This is a genomic window from Streptomyces sp. NPDC001717, assembly GCF_042892775.1.
In the GTDB taxonomy this organism is placed as follows: Bacteria; Actinomycetota; Actinomycetes; order Streptomycetales; family Streptomycetaceae; genus Streptomyces.
Genome location: NZ_JBIAUK010000041.1, coordinates 48,876 through 66,283 on the forward strand (window position 1 = coordinate 48,876; position 17,408 = coordinate 66,283).

The following is a 17,408-nucleotide window of genomic DNA, read 5'->3' on the forward strand; positions in this document are numbered from 1 at the left end:
AAGGAATGGGGGCACTTGGTGGGGGCTCAGGTGTCGAAGAGGCCGTAGCGCTCGCGCACGGGGCGAAGGACATTGAGGGTGTCCCCCTCGTTGTCAGCGAGGTAGGCGAACTCCTCGACGCGAGCCAGCTCGCGACGGAGCAGGCTGCGTTCGGTCTCGTACTGAATCGCGTCCCCGCCCGCAGGTGGCACGACGACGAAGTCGATGATGTCCGCGCGCTCCTTGCCGGGCGCCTTGCGCAGAACGCGGCCGCGGCGCTGGATGAACTGGCGGGGGTTGGAGGAACTGGACAGGAGGTAGGCGGTCCGGGAGGCCGGGACGTCCACGCCTTCGTCCAGGCAGCGCATGGAGGAAATGACCTGGAGTTCGTTGTTCTCGAAGCGGCGCAGGATGTCCAGGCGGGCCGAGCGCTTCGTCTCCGAGGTGTAGCGGGCAGCCGGCATGTGCAGCTCGTTACCGACCATTTCCATGACCTGGTCAATCTGGCGCGGGCCGTCGGTGCCGTATTCGTAGAGGAGGGGGTGCTTGCCCTCGGCGCAGTAGATCAGCTGGTGGCTGGTGTCCCGGCGCCTCTCGATCTCCGCGTGGAGGATCTCTAGCTTGCCGCGGGCGTGGCCGATGATGTCGGCGCGCTTCTTCAGAAGTCGGCCGAGCGGGCTGTCCCGGTCGGCGGTCTCCTTCAGGTCTGAGCCGGCCGCGATCAGACGGGCGATCTTCGCGCTGGTCTCTGCGTACAGCTCCGCTTCTTCGTCGTCCAGCTCCACGAGGATGGGCGTGTACGTGTAGCGGCACAGGGCGCCGCGGCGGATGGCTTCGCCGATTCCCATCTCGAAGACAACTCGGTCGAAGTAGTCGGTGAGGGCGTCGGTGCCCTCCTCATCGAACCAGCGTTCCGGGGTGGCGGAGAGACCGAGGCGGTACTGGGCCTTCTCCGGAAGACGGGTACGCAAGTGCGCGGCGCCGAGGTTGTGGGCCTCGTCCGCGATGAGGAGGAGGTGCCCCCAGTAGGAGCTGAGCAGGTTCTGGAAGGCGTCGCCGCCGAAGGTGGCGTTGGTGGTGACGATGACGCCGCCTCGAGTACCGCCGAGGGCGATGTTCTGGAGCAGGCTGTGAGCACGCGGGGACCATTTGCTGGTCGCCTCGTAGGCTCGCAACGGTGTCACGCCGAACCACTCGATGTCCTTGGCCCATTGGTCGACCAAATGCTGGTACGGGGCCACGACGACGGTGAGGAGTGCGGCGGACGCATCGTTCTTCCGAAGGAGCGTGCCGAGCTGGGAGGCAGCGGAAAGTGCGGTCAGGGTCTTGCCTGTGCCTGTGGCCATGCGGAGGATGCCTCGGCACTGGTTGCGGAACCAGTTCTGGACAGCTTCCTTCTGGTAGTCGCGAACCTTCAGGCTGGGCGGGATCGCAAGCATGCCAGGAGAAGGCAGCGGCGTGGTGCGGATGGGGGTTCCGCCGGTCGGGAGGTCGTCCAGGTCGTACTGGTCGGCGGTGGCCCGGGCGCTGCGCTCGACGATCACCTGGGCGGCCTCGGTGAATGGGATGACGCGCAGCATCTGCGTGCGGTTCTCCCAGAGGTCATCGAAGTCCTTGCAAATGCGGGCGGCCCGGCGTGTATCGCTCGGATCCCAGCTCCGGTAGACCTCGATGGCCTCGAAGTTACCGACGAGACCGGAGCGGGTCTCGTTGGCGCTGCCCTTGAAGGCGATGACGTCTCGGCCGTCCCGAAAGACACCGATCTTCTCGTGGTACATGCCGACGCGGCCACGCTCTTCGACATAGGCCAGCTTGAAATCGACTCGGTTCTCGGCGACCAGTTGTCCGAGCTTGCCGAGACCGCGGGCTGCCCGCGCGTCCTCGACCGCCTGCTCTAGGTCCCGGAGGGCAGCACGCTGGAGGACTTCGCGCAGCTCGTAGCCGTCCTCAATGTCCTTGATGTCGGCAGGCTCAAGGTAGGGGGAGGCGATGATTCGCATCGTGCCGCCGCGCGTGGTGAACTCGTCGATTCCCTGCCCAAGCGTGGCGATCACGGACGCAGCGAAGTAGCCCACGGCCCGGTCGTAGGCGGTGGATGCGGCAAGGGCAGGCAGGTAGAAGTCCTCGACAAGGTTGTTGCGGTCGCTGCGGTAGTCGGACTCCGCACCGCAGGCGCGGAGGAAAGGGGAAGCGGTCATCAAATCAACCCCAGGTGGTCCATGAGGTCGTCCACGTCGGGGGCCTCGTCGACGGGGCGGGGCTGCTGCCCGGCCGACGATTCGGTCTCAGAGGTGCGGGCTGCGGGGACAGCTGTTTCCTCGGAGCCAGTGTCCAGGTCTTCACCTATACGGCGAACGATCCCCCCGCGTGCGGTGAATGGCGCAATGGACATGGCGGCCCGCAGGCTGGACTCCTTGATCTCGAAGTCTCGGCGGAGAATCGCCACGACCTTGTCTGCCTCAACCTGGCCGCCGTGCGCATCAACCATGTCAGAGATCAGTTCTTTGATCGGCTTGTACACCGGGAGGTGCCACTCGGTCAGCGCCCACTGGTTCCGCTGGCTTCGGCTGAAGCGGGCATCCCCTTCGATCTGCTGCCGGAGATACTGGATCCCGATGGTGACGCCCGTGCGCTCCTTCAGCTCCTCGGCAGTCAGCGGGGTCTCCGCCTCGCGCAAGGCGGCCTCCACCTTGTTGAGGCGCTCGCGCTCACGCTCACGCTGAAGCCCGCCGTGCGAGCCGACGCCGCCGGCAGAGCCGGTTGTCGAAGCGGACGCTTCTTCTTCTCGGGAGGAAAGCCCCTGGGGCCGGATGGCTGCAGCGGAGGGTGCAGTCATGTCGGAACCGTCCTGGAGGCGCCAGGCCCCCCTGGCCGTGATCGCGAAGCGTGCATCCGTGAACAGCGCCTCTGTCACTTCTCCCTGTGGCACGACTCCGTCCAGTGCACCCTCGATGAGCGAGGTGCTCATGCCCTCAGCGCAGCCTTCGAGGAGCTGCGCGATGAGGTCTCCGGGCGACGCCTCCAGACCCGCTCCGCTGGCATCCGCCAGCCTGCCTGTAAGGGGAATGAACCCGTCACTCTCTGCTTCCTTGCTTTTGACTTCTTCGGTCGCACTCGAAGGACTATTACCCTCCCTAGCATTGTGTTCGGCGGAGGTTTCTTCGCCTCGCACTGCCCGCCGCCGCTCCGAATCGGTGGAGCGATCCGGCACAACCCAGCCTTCACCCGCCGTGAAGGTGGCGTCGCGGAGCATGCGCGATACAACTCCAAGCTCGCCGTCCGCCGTCTCCGCCTCACCGAGGAGGTCACCGAGAGTAATAATGCTCTCGCCGCTTTTATCTACTAGGAGGACGGACAGCCGCTCGACCAGCTCGAATAGCCCACTAAAGACGACAGCGGTCTCAGTCGGCTGGGGCTTGGAGCGAGTCGACGAGATCTGGTTGCCCTCACAGCCAAGACCGCAGTGGATCAGCCACTGACGCAGGGTGTCGAGATCGCTGGGGACAGGCACCTGGCGTGCGTCGAGAAGAGCGGCGGCTGTCGACAGGCTCATCACCTCGTCGACATCAAGATCAAGGGCTCTCACCGTGGCGGCGCCACACTCTTCCAGGCTGTCCATGAAGATCCACTGTCCAGTCGGGGAGGTGGTTGCGTCCAGCCAGCGCATGCCGGTGAACAGGCGGAGGACGGTGAGCCTGTCCCCAATGTTCTCGCCAAGCCAGGCGTGGCGGTCCAGAAACGAACTGACGAGGCAAGGTTTCCGCAGGGCAAGCTCCGCCTGCTCTATCCAGGCACGGAGTATCGAATCCCCCTCGACACTGCGGTTGAACTCGTCCATGAGGAAGTTCCGGCACTGCCGCGCAGTCTCCCGAAGAAGGGCATGCTGAGAAGCAAGTTCGCCCAGCGGAACCGGAGCCTCTGCGCAGAAGTGCTGCAGGACGAGGTCCCGGTTGAAGCTGCTGAGCCCCTTGTACCAACGGTCGAATGCGTTCATGGCCTTCAGAGGTAGGGGTGGACGATGGTCAGCGTGCTGGGAGCAGCGCCTCATCCAAGCGGCGATCGGGTTGCCGGCCACCGCGCGTTAAAGGCGTCATCGGGTTGTTCGTTCAGCGCACCCCTGTGCCTCTCCCTCCCTCCTGGTACACCAGCGATAGCGCTGATGCTTCCAACCGTACGGGCGACGACTTGAACTGATCCATTGTTCCCTGAACTGCAGCAGACGCGGAACGGCGGCCGCAGTCCTACAGCCTTACGCCCGCTCCCTGCGCGGGGCACACCCCGGGCAGGGAGCGCGGCATGGGTGATCTAGTCGAAGAATGGGCAACGAGACTGGCGGCAACCGAACTCAGTCCCGCGCTCCCAAGCCGGTGGGTGCATACACAGGGAGTGGCGGAACGTGCGACCGAGATCGGACAGGCCCTCGGCAAGGACGCCGGACTGCTCGTCGCCACCGCCACACTGCACGATGTCAGGTACGCGCCGTGCCTGGCCATGACCGGGTTCCATCCGCTGGGCGGGGCCCGCCCGGTTCCTTCGCGACGAGAACGGAGCCGACGAGCGGCTGGGCTGGGCGCGAGCCACTGGTTTGCGCTCCTGGAGGCCGAGGAGCGGGGCTACGGGAGGAGCTCTCGAGCGAGTTCCCCCTTGTTGGAGGGGCCGCTGCTTAGTAGAAGCGCGCGGCTACTGCGACATAACGACCACGCCCGACGGCGGCCGGACCACCGCGGAGGTGGCGTGCCGCCGCTGGAGTGCGGGGGGCAGGAGGCGGCCTCGCTGGTGGAGGACGGCCATGGGGTGGCCGGCTGCGGCCTTGGTAGGCGGCGCGCAGGTGTCCGGCGGCCTGGAGGGCAGCAGCGGCCTGCTGCGCGTGCTCTTTCTTTCCGTGCCAGGCCGCGGCAGCGGTGACGAGGAAGAACACCATGTCGATCAGCATCGCTGTGCTCGCCCCGTCCTCCCCGCGGCCGAGGGCCGGTCCGCCGTGGACGAGGTCACGGGCGGCTTGGCGGAGGGCGCGGTCGTGTCCGCGGGCGGCCCGGACGTGGGAGCGGGAGGCCCGCTCGAACGAGGCGGCCGCGTCACCGAGGTGGTGTGGGGTCAGGCCGGTCGGGGTGATGGCCGTGCTGGAGGTAGAAGCACCCGACCTCGGTGATCTCTGCCTGCCATCTCTCGCCCTCCTAGGGCATGGCGATGTGGCCCCGTTCCTTCAGGGCTCGGGCTGTGAGGGCGAGTTCGGGGGTCTCCGACGTGACAGGTTCGACGCCCTCCCCGATCCGGGTCAGGAGGGCAAGCTGGCGATCGTTGAGCGGTGACCAACGGTGCATGGTCTCGGTGGTACCGGCCTCGTCAGCCTCGCACAAGCGGAATCATGATTCGGCTGGAAATCATCGCATTAGCTGACGCTGCGTCGGGGAGAGATGAGCGAGTCATCACCGACAGTGAAGAGGGGGTTGCATGCGGCGGAGGGCCGAGACGGACAAGGCACTCAGTCAACTCGACGTCATTCGGCGCACACTTGAGGACCCTGCTACGGGCCTGAGTGCGCTCTACGTGACGGTGGACCAGACACGCCAGAAGGTCCTCGAAGCAGTGGCGCAAGGCACGTTGGGCCTGCGCGAGGAGAACCGCGAGCTCAGGCGGCGGCAGGAACGGATGCTCACCGACCTGGCGGAGGCGCGGAGCGGTCTGGAGGCCCTGAGCCGACGCCTGGAAGAGAGCATCCAGGCGGTACCGCTGGTGTCGCCCGAGGCGGCGAGCCCCTTGGTTGCCGGCGCCCCGGCCACCACCGGGTCCGTTGTGCAGCCGCCCGCTGGACCGGACCCAGCCGAGCCCGAGGTACTCGGAGAGCCGGCCGAGCTGACCGAACGATCCGACGGAAAGGAACCCCGCGTGCTGGAAGAAGTCCGCAATGCCCACGGTCATGGGAACACGGCGGCAAAGCCGGAAACCGTGCCGCACCTGACCCCTGTCGCGGAGCCGGTCCAGGAGCCCGCTCAGGCTGACCAGGAGGACCAGCGCGCCCACCTGCGGTGCCTCCTGTCGGCTGCTGCGATAGCCTCCGCGATGCTGATCTGTCACCGGGAGACGTGGGACTTCATCGCGGAGCACACCAGCGGGCACACCCACTTCCGGCTCCCCGAGCGGATCGACGACGCGGATGGCGGCCGGGTCGAGGCATCCCTCTCGGGAAGGTCTCTGCTCGCCGTGCTCACCACGATGTGGAAGGTGACCCGGGAACACGAGGGCGGCGCAACGTCGCCTGGTGATGGAGGCCAGGACCTGGCCACGTGGGCGCTCGCCGCAGCCGTCTACCGCAGGACGGCTCTCGCGGTCGACCGCGTGACGCATCTGGCCGAGAAGGAGAACGGCCCCGCGTTGATCGTCCTCGACGACCGGAGTGCGCGCACGACTGCCCCGGAAGACGGCGCCGCTGCCTGACCGGCTCCCCGTGGGATCCGGATCCGGAGGTCGGCTCCCCGTTGGCTCCCAAGACAGGTGCAAACGCCAGTCAGGGGCCTGATCCACCGAGTGGATCAGGCCCCTGACCTGGTCTTACGAAGTCGGGGTGGCGGGATTTGAACCCACGACCTCTTCGTCCCGAACGAAGCGCGCTGCCAAGCTGCGCTACACCCCGATCGCCGCCTTGCAGCGTGTGCTGTCCTGGCGACATCGATTACTTTAGCGGACCCGCGGCCTGAGACGAAATCCGGTTTTCATCGGCCGGGCACGGGGCGAGCGGGGACGCCGGGCGGTGGCGGTCCGCCGCGACCAGGGCGAGGCCGAGGGCGTAGAAGAAGATGCCCAGGACCAGCGCGTTCAGGGCCACGCGGGCGTAGCCGTACTGGGCCACGTCGATGAAGGGGTACGTGTACCGGGCCTTCGCTCCGGGGGCCAGCAGGGCGCCGCGGACCAGCGCGAAGGTCACGTACGCGAGCGGGTACGCCAACCACTGGAGGGCGTGTCGCGGGCGCAGGGTGCCCGGGGCGGTCAGGACGAGGAAGTCCAGGACCGCGCCGATGGGGGTGACCGTGTGCAGGAGCTGGTTGGCGACGGCCTTCGCGCCGGTCAGCTCGTTCAGCTGCGCCAGCACGTTGAAGGGGCTCGACGCGTTGGCGAGGACCAGGTGGAAGACCAGCCCGGTGATCAGGATGAAGAGCAGCACGCCACCCCGGTAGAGGGGGGCGACGTCCGGGCGGTGCTGCCAGGCGCGGGCGGCGGAGAGCGAGAAGACGACCGCGACCGCGATGTTCGTCCAGACGGTGAAGAAGCTCAGGACGACGGGGGCGCTGCCGTGGGTGAGCTCGATGGCGACCCCCACCACGGCCGCGCCGGCGATCAGGGCGCGGAAGACCGCCTGGACGACGTACGTCGGTGAGGTCATCGCATCAACGTACCGGGGGACGGTGCGGAACCCTTACGCCTTGGGGGTGAGCGTCAGGAGTGTCGCCTCCGGCGGGCACGCGAAGCGCACCGGGGTGAACCGGTTGGTGCCGCAGCCCGCCGAGACGTGCAGGTACGAGCGCTGCCCGGCCGCGTCGTAGGTGGACAGGCCCTTCACCCGCTTGGTGTCCAGATCGCAGTTGGTGACGAGGGCCCCGTAGAAGGGGATGCACAGCTGCCCGCCGTGCGTGTGGCCGGCGAGGATCAGCGGGTAGCGGTCCGCCGTGAAGGCCTCGAGGACGCGCAGGTAGGGGGCGTGCACCACGGCGACCGAGAAGTCGGCGTCGGTTTCCGGGCCGCCCGCGACCCGCTCGTACCGGTCGCGCTTGATGTGCGGGTCGTCCAGGCCGGTGAAGGCCAGCTCCATGCCGTCCAGCTTCAGCCGCGCCCGGGTGTTGGTGAGGTTCATCCACCCGGCCGCGTCGAAGGCGTCCCGCATCTCCTCCCACGGGTTGTGGACGGCGCCGACGACCGGCTTGTTGCCGTTCAGCCCGTGCCGGCCCTGGGCCTTCTCGATCAGGTAGCGCCCGGGGTTGCGCAGCCGGGGCCCGTAGTAGTCGTTCGACCCGAAGACGTACACGCCGGGGAAGGACATCAGCGGACCGAGGGCGTCGAGCACCTCGGGGATGCCCTCGGTGTCGGAGAGGTTGTCGCCGGTGTTCACGACGAAGTCGGGGCGCAGCCCGGCCAGCGACTGCAACCAGGCGCGCTTCTTGCGCTGCCCGCGGACCATGTGGATGTCCGAGACCTGCAGTATGCGCAGTGGGCGCATCCCCTGCGGGAGGACCGGGACCGTCACCCGGCGCAGGCGGAAGGACCGCGCCTCGAAACCGGCGGCATAGGCCACACCCGCGGCCCCGACCGCAGCGATTCCGGCAGCCGCCTTCAGGGGTACTCCGTAACGCGCACGCATGGGGCCATCGTCGCAGACGCGGAAAACGGGTGGGCGCCACCGCCCCCGTACCTGGCAGACTCATTGCATGACCACGCTCAAGGCCAAGCTCCAGGAAGACCTCACGACCGCCATCAGGGAGCGGAACGAGCTGCACTCGTCCACCCTGCGGCTGACCCTCTCCGCCATCACCAACCAGGAGGTCGCGGGCAAGGAAGCCCGTGTGCTCTCCGACGAGGAAGTCCTCAAGGTGATCGCCAAGGAGGCGAAGAAGCGCCGCGAGGCCGCGGAGGCCTTCGCGCAGGGCGGCCGGGCCGAGCAGGCCGCGCGCGAGACCGCGGAGGGCGAGTTCCTCGACACCTACCTGCCCAAGCAGCTCGGTGACGACGAGCTCGACGCGATCGTGGCGCAGGCCGTCGAGGAGGCCAAGGCCGCGGGCGCCGAGGGGCCGCGCGCCATGGGCGCCGTCATGAAGATCGTGAACCCGAAGGTCGCGGGTCTCGCGGAGGGCGGACGTGTCGCCGCCGCCGTGAAGAAGCACCTGTCCTAGCAGTACGAAGAGGGAGGGCCCCCGCCGCATCCGACTCCGGATCCGGCGGGGGCCCTCCCCCTTTCCGTGCTGCCGCGCGCCGCCTAGTCGCGGCCGCCGATGACGCCCGGCGGGAGCGTGATCCCGCCGAGCGGGTCGTTGCCGCCGGGGCCGCCCGCGCCGCCGTCGGCTCCGGCGGCCGTCGCCCCGCCGGGCTGTCCGTCGCCGGGCTTGTTGTCGCCGCGGCCGGGCTTGCCGGGCCGGTTCGGCTTGCCCGTGCCGGGCTTGCTGCCGCCGGCGACGGGGCTCGAAGCGTCGGGGATGTTGACCGAGACGAAGCTCTGGGCCTCGCGTCCGGAGAGCGCGCCCGAGACCGCCTGCTTCCAGATCGGGCCGGGCAGGCCACCGCCGAAGACCTTGTCGTAGTACTGGCCGCCGATGGTGATGTTCTCCATCGACACCTGCTTGGTGCCGCCGGAGCCGACCCAGGTCGCGCCGGACATGTTCGGGGTGTAGCCGACGAACCAGGCGTTGTAGCGGTTGTCGGTGGTACCGGTCTTGCCCGCGCTCTGCCGGTCGGTCAGACCCGCCTGCTGGCCGGTGCCGGAGTCGACCACGCCGAGCAGCAGCGAGTTGATGGTGTCGGCGGTCTTCTCGCTCATCGCGCGGTCGCACTTGGACTTCGGGACCGTCAGCGCCTTGCCGTGCGCGTCGGTGATCGACTCGATGGCGACCGGGGTGCAGTACACGCCCCGGTTGGCGAAGGTGGCGTACGCGTTGGCCATGGTCAGCGGGGACATGCCCTCGGTGCCGAGCGCGATGGACGGGACCTCGGGGAGCTTGGCGCCGTTGGCCGGGATCACGCCGATCTTGGTGGCCATCTCGGTGACGGGGCACACGCCGATCTCGGAGATCATCTCCACGAAGTAGGTGTTGACCGACTTGGCCATCGCCTCCTTCATCCCGTACGGGCCGACCTCGGACTCGCTCTCGTTCTCCACGTGCGCCTTGGGCCGTTCGAGGTTGAGCCAGGGCTTGTCGCCGCAGGTCTGCACCGGGCTCGGGTAGTCCATCTCGTACGGGGACTGGTACGTCTTCGTCGGCGGCAGCCCACGCTCTATGGCGGACGCGGCGACGATGGCCTTGAAGGTGGAACCGGTCGGGAAGCCGAAGTTCGAGCCGCCCATCTTCTTGTCCACCGAGAAGTTGATCTGGGTCTCGTTCTTGGCGAAGCCGTACGGCTTGGACTGCCCCATGGCGAGGACCCGCCCGGTGCCGGGCTGGACGAGGGTGACGGCCGTCGCGACCTTGTCGTCCTGGTCCACGTGGTCCTTGATGGACTCGTTGACCGAGTCCTGCGACTGCGGGTCCAGGGTCGTACGGACCGTCAGGCCGCCCTGGTTCCAGACCTTCGCGCGCTCCTCGCGGGTCTTGCCGAAGGCGGCGTCGTCGAGGAAGGAGTTCCGTACGTAGTCGCAGAAGAACCCGGCGCCCTTGACCGCGGTGATGCAGCCGTTCTTCGGCTTGGTCACCTTCAGCACGACCGGCTTGGCCTTCGCCGCGTCCGCCTCCGTCTGGGAGATGTCCTTGATGTCGGCCATCCGCTGGAGGACGAGGTTGCGGCGCTTGGTCGCCTCGGTCACGTCGTTGACCGGGTCGAACCGGCTCGGCGACTGGACGACGCCCGCCAGCAGCGCGGACTCCTCCAGGGTCAGGTCCTTGGCCGGCTTGCTGAAGTAGCGCTGGGCCGCGGACTCGATGCCGTAGGCCTGCTGGCCGAAGAACGTGATGTTGAGGTAGTTCTCGAGGATCTTCTTCTTCCCGAGCTCCTCCTCGACCTGGATCGCGTACTTCAGCTCGCGGATCTTGCGCCCGAGGCTCTTCTCCTGGGCCTCGCGCACCTTGGTCTCGTCGTCACCGGCCTCTTCGACGAAGACGTTCTTCACGTACTGCTGGGTGAGCGTCGAGGCGCCCTGCGCCGCGCCGCCCTCCTGCGCGTTGCGGTTGACCGCGCGCAGGATGCCCTTGAGGTCGACCGCACCGTGCTCGTAGAAACGCGAGTCCTCGATGGCGACGATCGCCTTCTGCATGTACGGGGAGATCGCCGTGAGCGGGACGACCTGCCGGTCGCGCGAATAGACGGTGGCGATCAAGCCACCTTCGGCGTCCAGAATCGTGGTCCGCTGGCTCAGCGGCGGAGTCTTGAGATTGGCCGGGATCTCATCGAATCCCTCGACCGTGCCCTTGGCCGCGAGCCCCAGGGCACCCGCTGCCGGAATCGCCATGCCGGCCAGCACCACTCCGGAGAGAACGGACACACCGAGGAACTTGGCGGCCTGCTGGCTCCCCGTGAGCCCGCCGCCCGAGCGCTTCTTTCCCATGGAGGGCAGCCTACGTTCTGATTCGCCGGACACACGCGAATGCCTTGGCCTAAGCTGACCCCAACTGTCACAGCAGTCCGGCGGGACATCAACCCCTCGGCTTGATTTTCACCCTTCCCGAATGGGGTGGACTCATGTCCGAATCTCACTCCCCGCCGTGACGGCGCCCTCGTGATGCCCCGCCGATTTCATCCGAATCGCCGGAATGGTCGGGCATGTCGCCGGATCACTCCGTCGGGTGATCTGCCGCTTACCCATAGTCCGTTCGGACCATTCAAGATTGGGCCCGTCGGGGGTGTTGCACTGTGCTCGCCTTCCGTAACGTCCTCAACTGGCAGCGGTGAATATGCCGCTACCGCCGTGGGGGAGCCTCGATTCGGGAGAGGACGGCGCCGGGATGGGCTGGGTTACCGACTGGAGTGCGCAGGCAGCCTGCCGCACTACCGATCCGGATGAACTGTTCGTTCAAGGAGCGGCACAGAACAGGGCCAAGGCGGTGTGCACCGGATGTCCGGTGCGGACCGAGTGCCTGGCCGATGCGCTCGACAATCGCGTCGAATTCGGCGTGTGGGGCGGAATGACCGAGCGGGAACGACGTGCGCTGTTGCGCCGGCGTCCCACCGTCACCTCGTGGCGACGGCTGCTCGAAACCGCCCGCACGGAGTACGAGCGCAGCACGGGCATCCTCACCATGGATGCAGACGCGGAGATCGACGTTCCGTACGAGACGTACGCGGCAGCCGGGTAGACCACACGGCCACCACGTCGTACGAACGCCTACGCTCCGGCCGGAACCCCGGCCGCGAGTCGCTCTCCGATGGCCCGCAGCCCGGCGAGGTCGTGCACATCGCCGGGCAGGGCGGCCACTTCGGCCACCGCCACTTCGGGGTGCAGTGAGGTGAAGCGATCGCGTGTGCGCTGCTCACGCGCGATCACCTGCATCCTCTCCGCGTGCAGGCGCAGCAGTCCCGCGGTGATGCCGTCCACGACGGCCGAACTGTCGGACGGGTGGGTCACGTTGCCCGGATCGTCGTTGTCGGTTTCGGGGGAGTCGTCGTCGGCCGGGTCACGAAGTCCAGCTTTCCCGGACTCCTGATCGACAATGCCGCCGTCTTCAAGATTCTCCGCGGCGGCCAACGCCCGTTCCGCGGACAGCCGGTCGGCGCCACTGCCGTGCACCCGGTTCAGTACGAGACCGGCCAGCGGCATCTTCTCCGCGGCCAGCCGCTCCACGAAGTACGCGGCCTCGCGCAGGGCGTCCGGTTCGGGCGCGGCGACCACGAGGAAGGCCGTACCGGGAGCCTGGAGCAGCCGGAAGGTCGCGTCCGCGCGGGTCCGGAAGCCGCCGAACATCGTGTCCATCGCGGCCACGAAGGTCTGTACGTCCTTCAGCAGCGAGGCGCCCATCAGCTTGCTGAGGGTGCCCGTCATGATCGACATGCCGACGTTGAGGAACTTCATCCCCGCCCGGCCGCCCACCTTCGCCGGAGCCATCAGCACCCGGATGAACTTCCCGTCCAGGAAGGACCCGAGGCGCTTCGGCGCGTCGAGGAAGTCCAGCGCCGACCGGCTCGGCGGGGTGTCCACGATGATCAGGTCCCAGTCGTCCCGGGCCCGCAGCTGCCCCAGCTTCTCCATCGCCATGTACTCCTGCGTGCCCGCGAAGCCGGCCGACAGGGACTGGTAGAAGGGGTTGGCGAGGATGGCCCGGGCCCGCTCGCCGTCCGCGTGCGCCTCGACGATCTCGTCGAAGGTCCGCTTCATGTCCAGCATCATGGCGTGCAGTCCGCCGCCGTCGGCGCCCACGCCGCCGACCTCGCGCGGGGTGTTGTCCAGCGAGTCGATCCCCATCGACTGCGCGAGCCGCCGCGCCGGGTCGATGGTCAGCACGACCGCCTTCCGCCCGCGCTCGGCCGCCCGTACGCCGAGCGCCGCGGCCGTCGTGGTCTTGCCGACCCCGCCCGCGCCGCAGCACACGATGATCCGCGTCCCCGGGTCGTCGAGCAGTCCGTCGACCGCCAGCCGCGGCGGAGAGTCCAGCCCCACGGTGTCCACCCCCTCGCTCATTCGCCCACCGACTGCTTGCGCAGTTCCTTGGCCAGCTCGTACAGCCCCGCCAGGTCCATCCCCGCGCCGAGCAGCGGGAGTTCGTACGTCGGCATGCCCAGGTTCCCCAGTACGACGCGCTGCTCGCGCTCCAGCTCCACCCGGCTCGCGTGTTCGGCGGCCTGCGTGAGCAGCGGTTCCACCAGCCGCTCGGCGAGCCCGCCGCGGCGCGCGCCGCCGAGCCCCGCGCGGGACAGCGCCCGGGCGAGCCCGGCGCGGTGGTCCTCGGCGGCGGAGCGCAGGGTGTCCTCGTCCAGATGGTGCGGGCGCACCATGTTCACGACGACGCGCCCGACGGGCAGCCCGGCCGCGCGCAGTTCCTCGATCCCGTCCGCGGTCTCCTGGACGGGCATCTCCTCCAGCAGGGTGACCAGGTGGACGGCCGTCTCGGGGGACTTGAGCACCTTCATGACGGCCTGCGCCTGGTTGTGGATCGGCCCGAACCGGGCCAGGCCCGCCACCTCGTCGTTGACGTTCAGGAAGCGGGTGATCCGCCCGGTCGGCGGCGCGTCCATGACCACGTGGTCGTAGACGAACCGGCCGGCCCGGTCCTTGCGCCGCACCGCCTCGCAGGCCTTGCCCGTCAGCAGCACGTCGCGCAGTCCCGGGGCGATGGTCGTGGCGAAGTCGATGGCGCCGAGCTTCTTGAGCGCGCGCCCGGCCGAGCCGAGCTTGTAGAACATCTGGAGGTAGTCCAGCAGTGCGCGTTCGGCGTCGATGGCGAGGGCGAAGACCTCGCCGCTGCCACCGGGCGCCACCGCGATCTTGCGCTCCTCGTAGGGGAGCGCCTCCGTACCGAAGAGCTGTGCGATGCCCTGCCTGCCCTCGACCTCCACGAGAAGAGTCCGCTTGCCCTCGCGTGCGAGGGCGAGCGCGAGTGCCGCGGCGACCGTGGTCTTGCCGGTGCCGCCCTTGCCGCTGACCACCTGGAGCCTGCTCACAGCGTCCGAGCCTAATTCCTTCGCCCCGGACCGCAGGCACTACCCTCGCTCCCATGACCAAGAAGTTCGAATACGCGACGGTCCCGCTGCTGGTCCACGCCACCAAGCAGATCCTGGACACCTGGGGCGAGGACGGCTGGGAGCTCGTCCAGGTCGTGCCCGGGCCGAACAACCCCGAGCAGCTCGTGGCCTACCTCAAGCGGGAGAAGGCATGAGCGCCGTCGAAGCGAGGCTGGCCGAGCTCGGCCTGACCCTTCCCGAGGTCGTCCCGCCGCTGGCCGCGTACCAGCCGGCCGTGCGGTCGGGCGCGTACGTCTTCACCGCGGGCCAGCTCCCGATGGTCAAGGGCAGCATGCCGATCACCGGCAAGGTCGGCGCCGAGGTCTCGGCGGAGCAGGCCAAGGAGCTCGCGGCCACGTGCGCGCTGAACGCCCTGGCCGCCGTCAAGTCGGTCATCGGTGACCTCGACAAGATCGCGCGCGTCGTGAAGGTCGTCGGCTTCGTCGCCTCGGCCCCCGACTTCACCGCCCAGCCGGGCGTGCTGAACGGCGCGAGCGAGCTGCTGGGCGCCGTCCTCGGCGACAAGGGCGTGCACGCCCGCAGCGCCGTCGGTGTGGCGGTCCTGCCGCTGGACGCGCCGGTCGAGGTCGAGATCCAGGTCGAACTGGTCGCCGGAGCCTGACCCCCTCCGGGGAGGTTCCCGAGCCCGGTCGTACGCCCCCGCGGTGTGCGCCCGGGCTCGCCGCCGTTCCGGGGGCTCCGCCCCCGCGCCTCAAACGCCGGCGGGGCTGGATCTTCCAGCTCCGGCCGGGCGAAACCCAGCCCCTCCGGCGCTTGAGGAGCCGGGTCCGGGGCGGAGCCCCCGGGGCCCCGCGCGGCGGTAGGCCCTCGAACATCGGGCCGGATGGTCGTAGCATCCCGCCATGCCGAATCAGCAGCAGGCGCAGCCCACCCCGCCCCCCGCCGGAGGCCAGTGGTACCCCCCTGAGTGGCCCGACCGCATCCGCGCGCTCGCGGCCGGTTCCCTCGTCCCGGTGGAACCGAAGCGCGCCGCCACCGTCATGCTGCTGCGCGACACCCCCGCCGGCCCGACCGTGCACATGCTGCGCCGACGGGCTTCCATGGCCTTCGCCGGAGGCGCGTACGCCTATCCCGGCGGCGGGGTCGACCCCCGCGACGAGGAGCACCAGGTCGGCTGGGCCGGGCCCAGCCGGGCCGCATGGGCCGAGCGGCTCGGCACGGACACCCGTACCGCCCAGGCCATCGTCTGCGGAGCCGTACGGGAGACCTTCGAGGAGGCCGGCGTCCTGCTCGCCGGGGTGAGCGAGGACACCGTCGTCGGGGACACCACCGGCGACGACTGGGAGGCCGACCGTGAGGCCCTCGTGGCGCGGGAGCTGTCCTTCGCCGAGTTCCTCGACCGCCGCGGCCTGCGGCTCCGCTCCGACCTGCTCGGGGCGTGGGCGCGCTGGATCACCCCGGAGTTCGAGCAGCGCCGCTATGACACGTGGTTCTTCGTCGCCGCCCTCCCGGAGGGCCAGCGCACCCGCAACGCCTCCACCGAGGCCGACCGGACCGTCTGGATCCGCCCGGCCGACGCGGCCGCCGGATACGACAAGGGCGAGCTGCTGATGATGCCGCCCACCATCTCCACCCTGCGCTCCCTGGAGCCGTACGGGAGCGCCGCGGACGCCCTCGCGGCGGCGGGCGGCAAGGACCTCGCCCCGGTGCTGGCCCGTGCGTCGATGGAGGGCGGCGAGCTGGTCCTGAGCTGGCCGGGCCACGACGAGTTCACCAAGCGCGTCGGCCTCGGCCCCGCCGACAGCCCGGCCGACCGCCCGGCCGCCAGCCCGGCCGACCGTCCCGGGAGCGCCGGATGACCGCCGCCGGCGCGCTGCCCGGACAGCCCCGCGGAGTGGTCTCCTCCGGGCCCGCGACCGCCCGTGCCGTGAACGTCCTGGCCCCCAACGCCTCCGCGATGACCCTGGACGGCACCAACACCTGGCTGCTCTCCGAGCCCGACTCCGACCTGGCCGTCGTCATCGACCCGGGTCCGCTGGACGACAGGCACCTGCGTGCCGTCATCGCCGCCGCCGAGCAGGCGGGCAAGCGGATCGCCCTCACCCTGCTCACGCACGGCCACCCCGACCACGCCGAGGGCGCCGGCCGCTTCGCCGAGCTCACCGGCACCAAGGTCCGCGCACTGGACCCGGCGCTGCGCCTCGGCGACGAGGGCCTCGGGGCCGGGGACGTGATCCGCACCGGCGGGCTGGAGCTGCGCGTGGTCCCGACCCCCGGGCACACCAGCGACTCGCTCTGCTTCCACCTCCCGGCCGACCGGGCGGTGCTGACCGGCGACACGGTCCTCGGCCGCGGCACGACCGTCGTCGCCCATCCCGACGGCCGTCTGGGTGACTACCTGGACTCCCTGCGCCGGCTGCGCTCGCTCACCGTCGACGACGGCGTGCACACCGTCCTGCCGGGCCACGGGCCGGTGCTGGAGGACGCGCAGGGCGCCGTGGAGTTCTACCTGGCCCACCGGGCGCACCGGCTCGCGCAGGTCGAGACCGCCGTGGAGAACGGCTTCGTCACCCCAGAGGCCGTGGTCCGCCACGTGTACGCGGACGTGGACCGCTCCCTGTGGCCGGCGGCGGAATGGTCGGTCCGGGCGCAGCTGGAGTACCTCCAGGAGCACGGCCTGATCCCCGGCGGCCCGGAGCTCTAGGTGTTCTGTCCCGGGAGGTTGTGGACGAGTGATGCAGGTCTCGGCTAAGAGATCTTGAAATGGGTGAGGGCCCTCTGGCCTGGTGTGGATTGCGACATCTGCACCGGCGACCAGAAAGGCCCTCGTGCCCCACCGTAATGCACCTCTGACCGAGACCGGACGTTTGCGCCTGGCCCGCTGCGTGGTCGACGACGGCTGGCCGCTCCGGCGGGCGGCTGAGCGTTTCCAGGTCTCACCGACCACGGCCCAGCGGTGGGCGGCCCGCTACCGGAGCCTGGGCGAGGCCGGCATGACAGACCGGTCCTCACGGCCGCACCACAGCGCCCGGCGGACGCCGACCCGGACCGAGCGGCGGGTCATCAAGGTCCGCCTCGCACGCCGCTGGGGACCGGCCCGCATCTCCGGACTGCTGGATGTG

General features: G+C 69.4%; 15 protein-coding genes, 1 tRNA gene and 1 pseudogene. 8 read left to right on the top strand and 9 right to left on the bottom strand.

What is annotated here, in order from left to right:
• Positions 1-26: 26 nt before the first annotated feature.
• From ACFYZL_RS36865 to ACFYZL_RS36875, 3 genes and pseudogenes are all read right to left on the bottom strand, one after another.
• Positions 27-2,177, bottom strand: a complete 2,151-nt coding sequence (locus ACFYZL_RS36865) for a DEAD/DEAH box helicase family protein (RefSeq protein ID WP_388685229.1) — start codon at positions 2,175-2,177, stop codon at positions 27-29.
• Positions 2,177-3,973 carry a hypothetical protein gene (locus ACFYZL_RS36870; protein WP_388685231.1) on the bottom strand — a complete coding sequence of 599 codons (1,797 nt, stop codon included), beginning with the start codon at positions 3,971-3,973 and terminating at the stop codon, positions 2,177-2,179. The genes ACFYZL_RS36865 and ACFYZL_RS36870 overlap by 1 nt, the downstream gene beginning before the upstream one ends.
• A 737-nt stretch (positions 3,974-4,710) precedes the next feature.
• Positions 4,711-5,062: pseudogene (locus ACFYZL_RS36875) on the bottom strand (mobilization protein); the annotation flags it as partial.
• A gap of 368 nt (positions 5,063-5,430) precedes the next feature.
• Between ACFYZL_RS36875 and ACFYZL_RS36880 the strand changes: the two are divergent.
• Positions 5,431-6,414 (top strand): hypothetical protein, encoded by a 984-nt coding sequence (locus tag ACFYZL_RS36880; protein WP_388685234.1) that lies wholly within the window; start codon positions 5,431-5,433, stop codon positions 6,412-6,414.
• 122 nt (positions 6,415-6,536) lie between these two features.
• Here ACFYZL_RS36880 and ACFYZL_RS36885 read toward each other — a convergent pair.
• The 3 genes from ACFYZL_RS36885 to ACFYZL_RS36895 form a co-directional block, all read right to left on the bottom strand.
• Positions 6,537-6,610, bottom strand: a tRNA-Pro gene (locus tag ACFYZL_RS36885).
• A gap of 39 nt (positions 6,611-6,649) precedes the next feature.
• Positions 6,650-7,357: a Pr6Pr family membrane protein gene (locus tag ACFYZL_RS36890; protein ID WP_388685237.1), complete on the bottom strand. Its 708-nt coding sequence runs from the start codon at positions 7,355-7,357 to the stop codon at positions 6,650-6,652.
• Positions 7,358-7,390: 33 nt separating this feature from the next.
• Positions 7,391-8,329: a metallophosphoesterase gene (locus tag ACFYZL_RS36895; protein ID WP_384759244.1), complete on the bottom strand. Its 939-nt coding sequence runs from the start codon at positions 8,327-8,329 to the stop codon at positions 7,391-7,393.
• A gap of 67 nt (positions 8,330-8,396) precedes the next feature.
• On the opposite strand from ACFYZL_RS36895, the gene ACFYZL_RS36900 reads away from it, so the two are divergent.
• Positions 8,397-8,858 carry a GatB/YqeY domain-containing protein gene (locus tag ACFYZL_RS36900; RefSeq protein ID WP_384596514.1) on the top strand — a complete coding sequence of 154 codons (462 nt, stop codon included), beginning with the start codon at positions 8,397-8,399 and terminating at the stop codon, positions 8,856-8,858.
• 83 nt (positions 8,859-8,941) lie between these two features.
• Here the strand turns inward: ACFYZL_RS36900 and ACFYZL_RS36905 are convergent, their stop codons facing one another.
• Positions 8,942-11,218 carry a transglycosylase domain-containing protein gene (locus ACFYZL_RS36905; protein WP_384749776.1) on the bottom strand — a complete coding sequence of 759 codons (2,277 nt, stop codon included), beginning with the start codon at positions 11,216-11,218 and terminating at the stop codon, positions 8,942-8,944.
• Positions 11,219-11,615: 397 nt separating this feature from the next.
• Here ACFYZL_RS36905 and ACFYZL_RS36910 point away from each other — a divergent pair, with 397 nt between their 5' ends.
• The gene (locus ACFYZL_RS36910; protein WP_030648100.1) at positions 11,616-11,966 is read left to right on the top strand and encodes a WhiB family transcriptional regulator; all 351 of its coding nucleotides are present in this window, start codon (positions 11,616-11,618) and stop codon (positions 11,964-11,966) included.
• 29 nt (positions 11,967-11,995) lie between these two features.
• Here ACFYZL_RS36910 and ACFYZL_RS36915 read toward each other — a convergent pair whose 3' ends face one another.
• Both ACFYZL_RS36915 and ACFYZL_RS36920 read right to left on the bottom strand, forming a co-directional pair.
• Entirely contained in the window at positions 11,996-13,285 is a 1,290-nt protein-coding gene (locus ACFYZL_RS36915) for an ArsA family ATPase (RefSeq protein ID WP_388685241.1), read from the bottom strand.
• Positions 13,282-14,265 (bottom strand): ArsA family ATPase, encoded by a 984-nt coding sequence (locus ACFYZL_RS36920; RefSeq protein ID WP_384749770.1) that lies wholly within the window; start codon positions 14,263-14,265, stop codon positions 13,282-13,284. The genes ACFYZL_RS36915 and ACFYZL_RS36920 overlap by 4 nt, the downstream gene beginning before the upstream one ends.
• Positions 14,266-14,318: 53 nt before the next feature.
• Here ACFYZL_RS36920 and ACFYZL_RS36925 point away from each other — a divergent pair, with 53 nt between their 5' ends.
• The 5 genes from ACFYZL_RS36925 to ACFYZL_RS36945 all read left to right on the top strand — a co-directional run.
• On the top strand, positions 14,319-14,480 hold the full coding sequence (locus ACFYZL_RS36925) for a DUF4177 domain-containing protein (protein WP_007264966.1): 162 nt from the start codon (positions 14,319-14,321) through the stop codon (positions 14,478-14,480).
• Positions 14,477-14,947, top strand: a complete 471-nt coding sequence (locus ACFYZL_RS36930; RefSeq protein ID WP_384749768.1) for a RidA family protein — start codon at positions 14,477-14,479, stop codon at positions 14,945-14,947. The genes ACFYZL_RS36925 and ACFYZL_RS36930 overlap by 4 nt, the downstream gene beginning before the upstream one ends.
• Positions 14,948-15,188: 241 nt before the next feature.
• Positions 15,189-16,145 carry an NUDIX hydrolase gene (locus tag ACFYZL_RS36935; RefSeq protein WP_388685244.1) on the top strand — a complete coding sequence of 319 codons (957 nt, stop codon included), beginning with the start codon at positions 15,189-15,191 and terminating at the stop codon, positions 16,143-16,145.
• Entirely contained in the window at positions 16,142-16,990 is an 849-nt protein-coding gene (locus tag ACFYZL_RS36940; RefSeq protein WP_388685246.1) for an MBL fold metallo-hydrolase, read from the top strand. Before ACFYZL_RS36935 ends, ACFYZL_RS36940 begins: the two co-directional genes overlap by 4 nt.
• Before the next feature lie 124 nt (positions 16,991-17,114).
• A partial coding sequence (locus ACFYZL_RS36945; RefSeq protein WP_388685249.1) for a leucine zipper domain-containing protein occupies positions 17,115-17,408 on the top strand: 294 nt, incomplete at its 3' end.

Excerpts from the sequence above, each read along its gene's own strand:
- ACFYZL_RS36865 (WP_388685229.1), bottom strand. The coding sequence starts at position 2,177 with ATGACCGCTTCCCCTTTCCTCCGCGCCTGCGGTGCGGAGTCCGACTAC.
- ACFYZL_RS36870 (WP_388685231.1), bottom strand. The coding sequence starts at position 3,973 with ATGAACGCATTCGACCGTTGGTACAAGGGGCTCAGCAGCTTCAACCGG.
- ACFYZL_RS36880 (WP_388685234.1), top strand. The coding sequence starts at position 5,431 with ATGCGGCGGAGGGCCGAGACGGACAAGGCACTCAGTCAACTCGACGTC.
- ACFYZL_RS36890 (WP_388685237.1), bottom strand. The coding sequence starts at position 7,357 with ATGACCTCACCGACGTACGTCGTCCAGGCGGTCTTCCGCGCCCTGATC.
- ACFYZL_RS36895 (WP_384759244.1), bottom strand. The coding sequence starts at position 8,329 with ATGCGTGCGCGTTACGGAGTACCCCTGAAGGCGGCTGCCGGAATCGCT.
- ACFYZL_RS36900 (WP_384596514.1), top strand. The coding sequence starts at position 8,397 with ATGACCACGCTCAAGGCCAAGCTCCAGGAAGACCTCACGACCGCCATC.
- ACFYZL_RS36905 (WP_384749776.1), bottom strand. The coding sequence starts at position 11,218 with ATGGGAAAGAAGCGCTCGGGCGGCGGGCTCACGGGGAGCCAGCAGGCC.
- ACFYZL_RS36910 (WP_030648100.1), top strand. The coding sequence starts at position 11,616 with ATGGGCTGGGTTACCGACTGGAGTGCGCAGGCAGCCTGCCGCACTACC.
- ACFYZL_RS36915 (WP_388685241.1), bottom strand. The coding sequence starts at position 13,285 with ATGAGCGAGGGGGTGGACACCGTGGGGCTGGACTCTCCGCCGCGGCTG.
- ACFYZL_RS36925 (WP_007264966.1), top strand. The coding sequence starts at position 14,319 with ATGACCAAGAAGTTCGAATACGCGACGGTCCCGCTGCTGGTCCACGCC.
- ACFYZL_RS36930 (WP_384749768.1), top strand. The coding sequence starts at position 14,477 with ATGAGCGCCGTCGAAGCGAGGCTGGCCGAGCTCGGCCTGACCCTTCCC.
- ACFYZL_RS36935 (WP_388685244.1), top strand. The coding sequence starts at position 15,189 with ATGCCGAATCAGCAGCAGGCGCAGCCCACCCCGCCCCCCGCCGGAGGC.
- ACFYZL_RS36940 (WP_388685246.1), top strand. The coding sequence starts at position 16,142 with ATGACCGCCGCCGGCGCGCTGCCCGGACAGCCCCGCGGAGTGGTCTCC.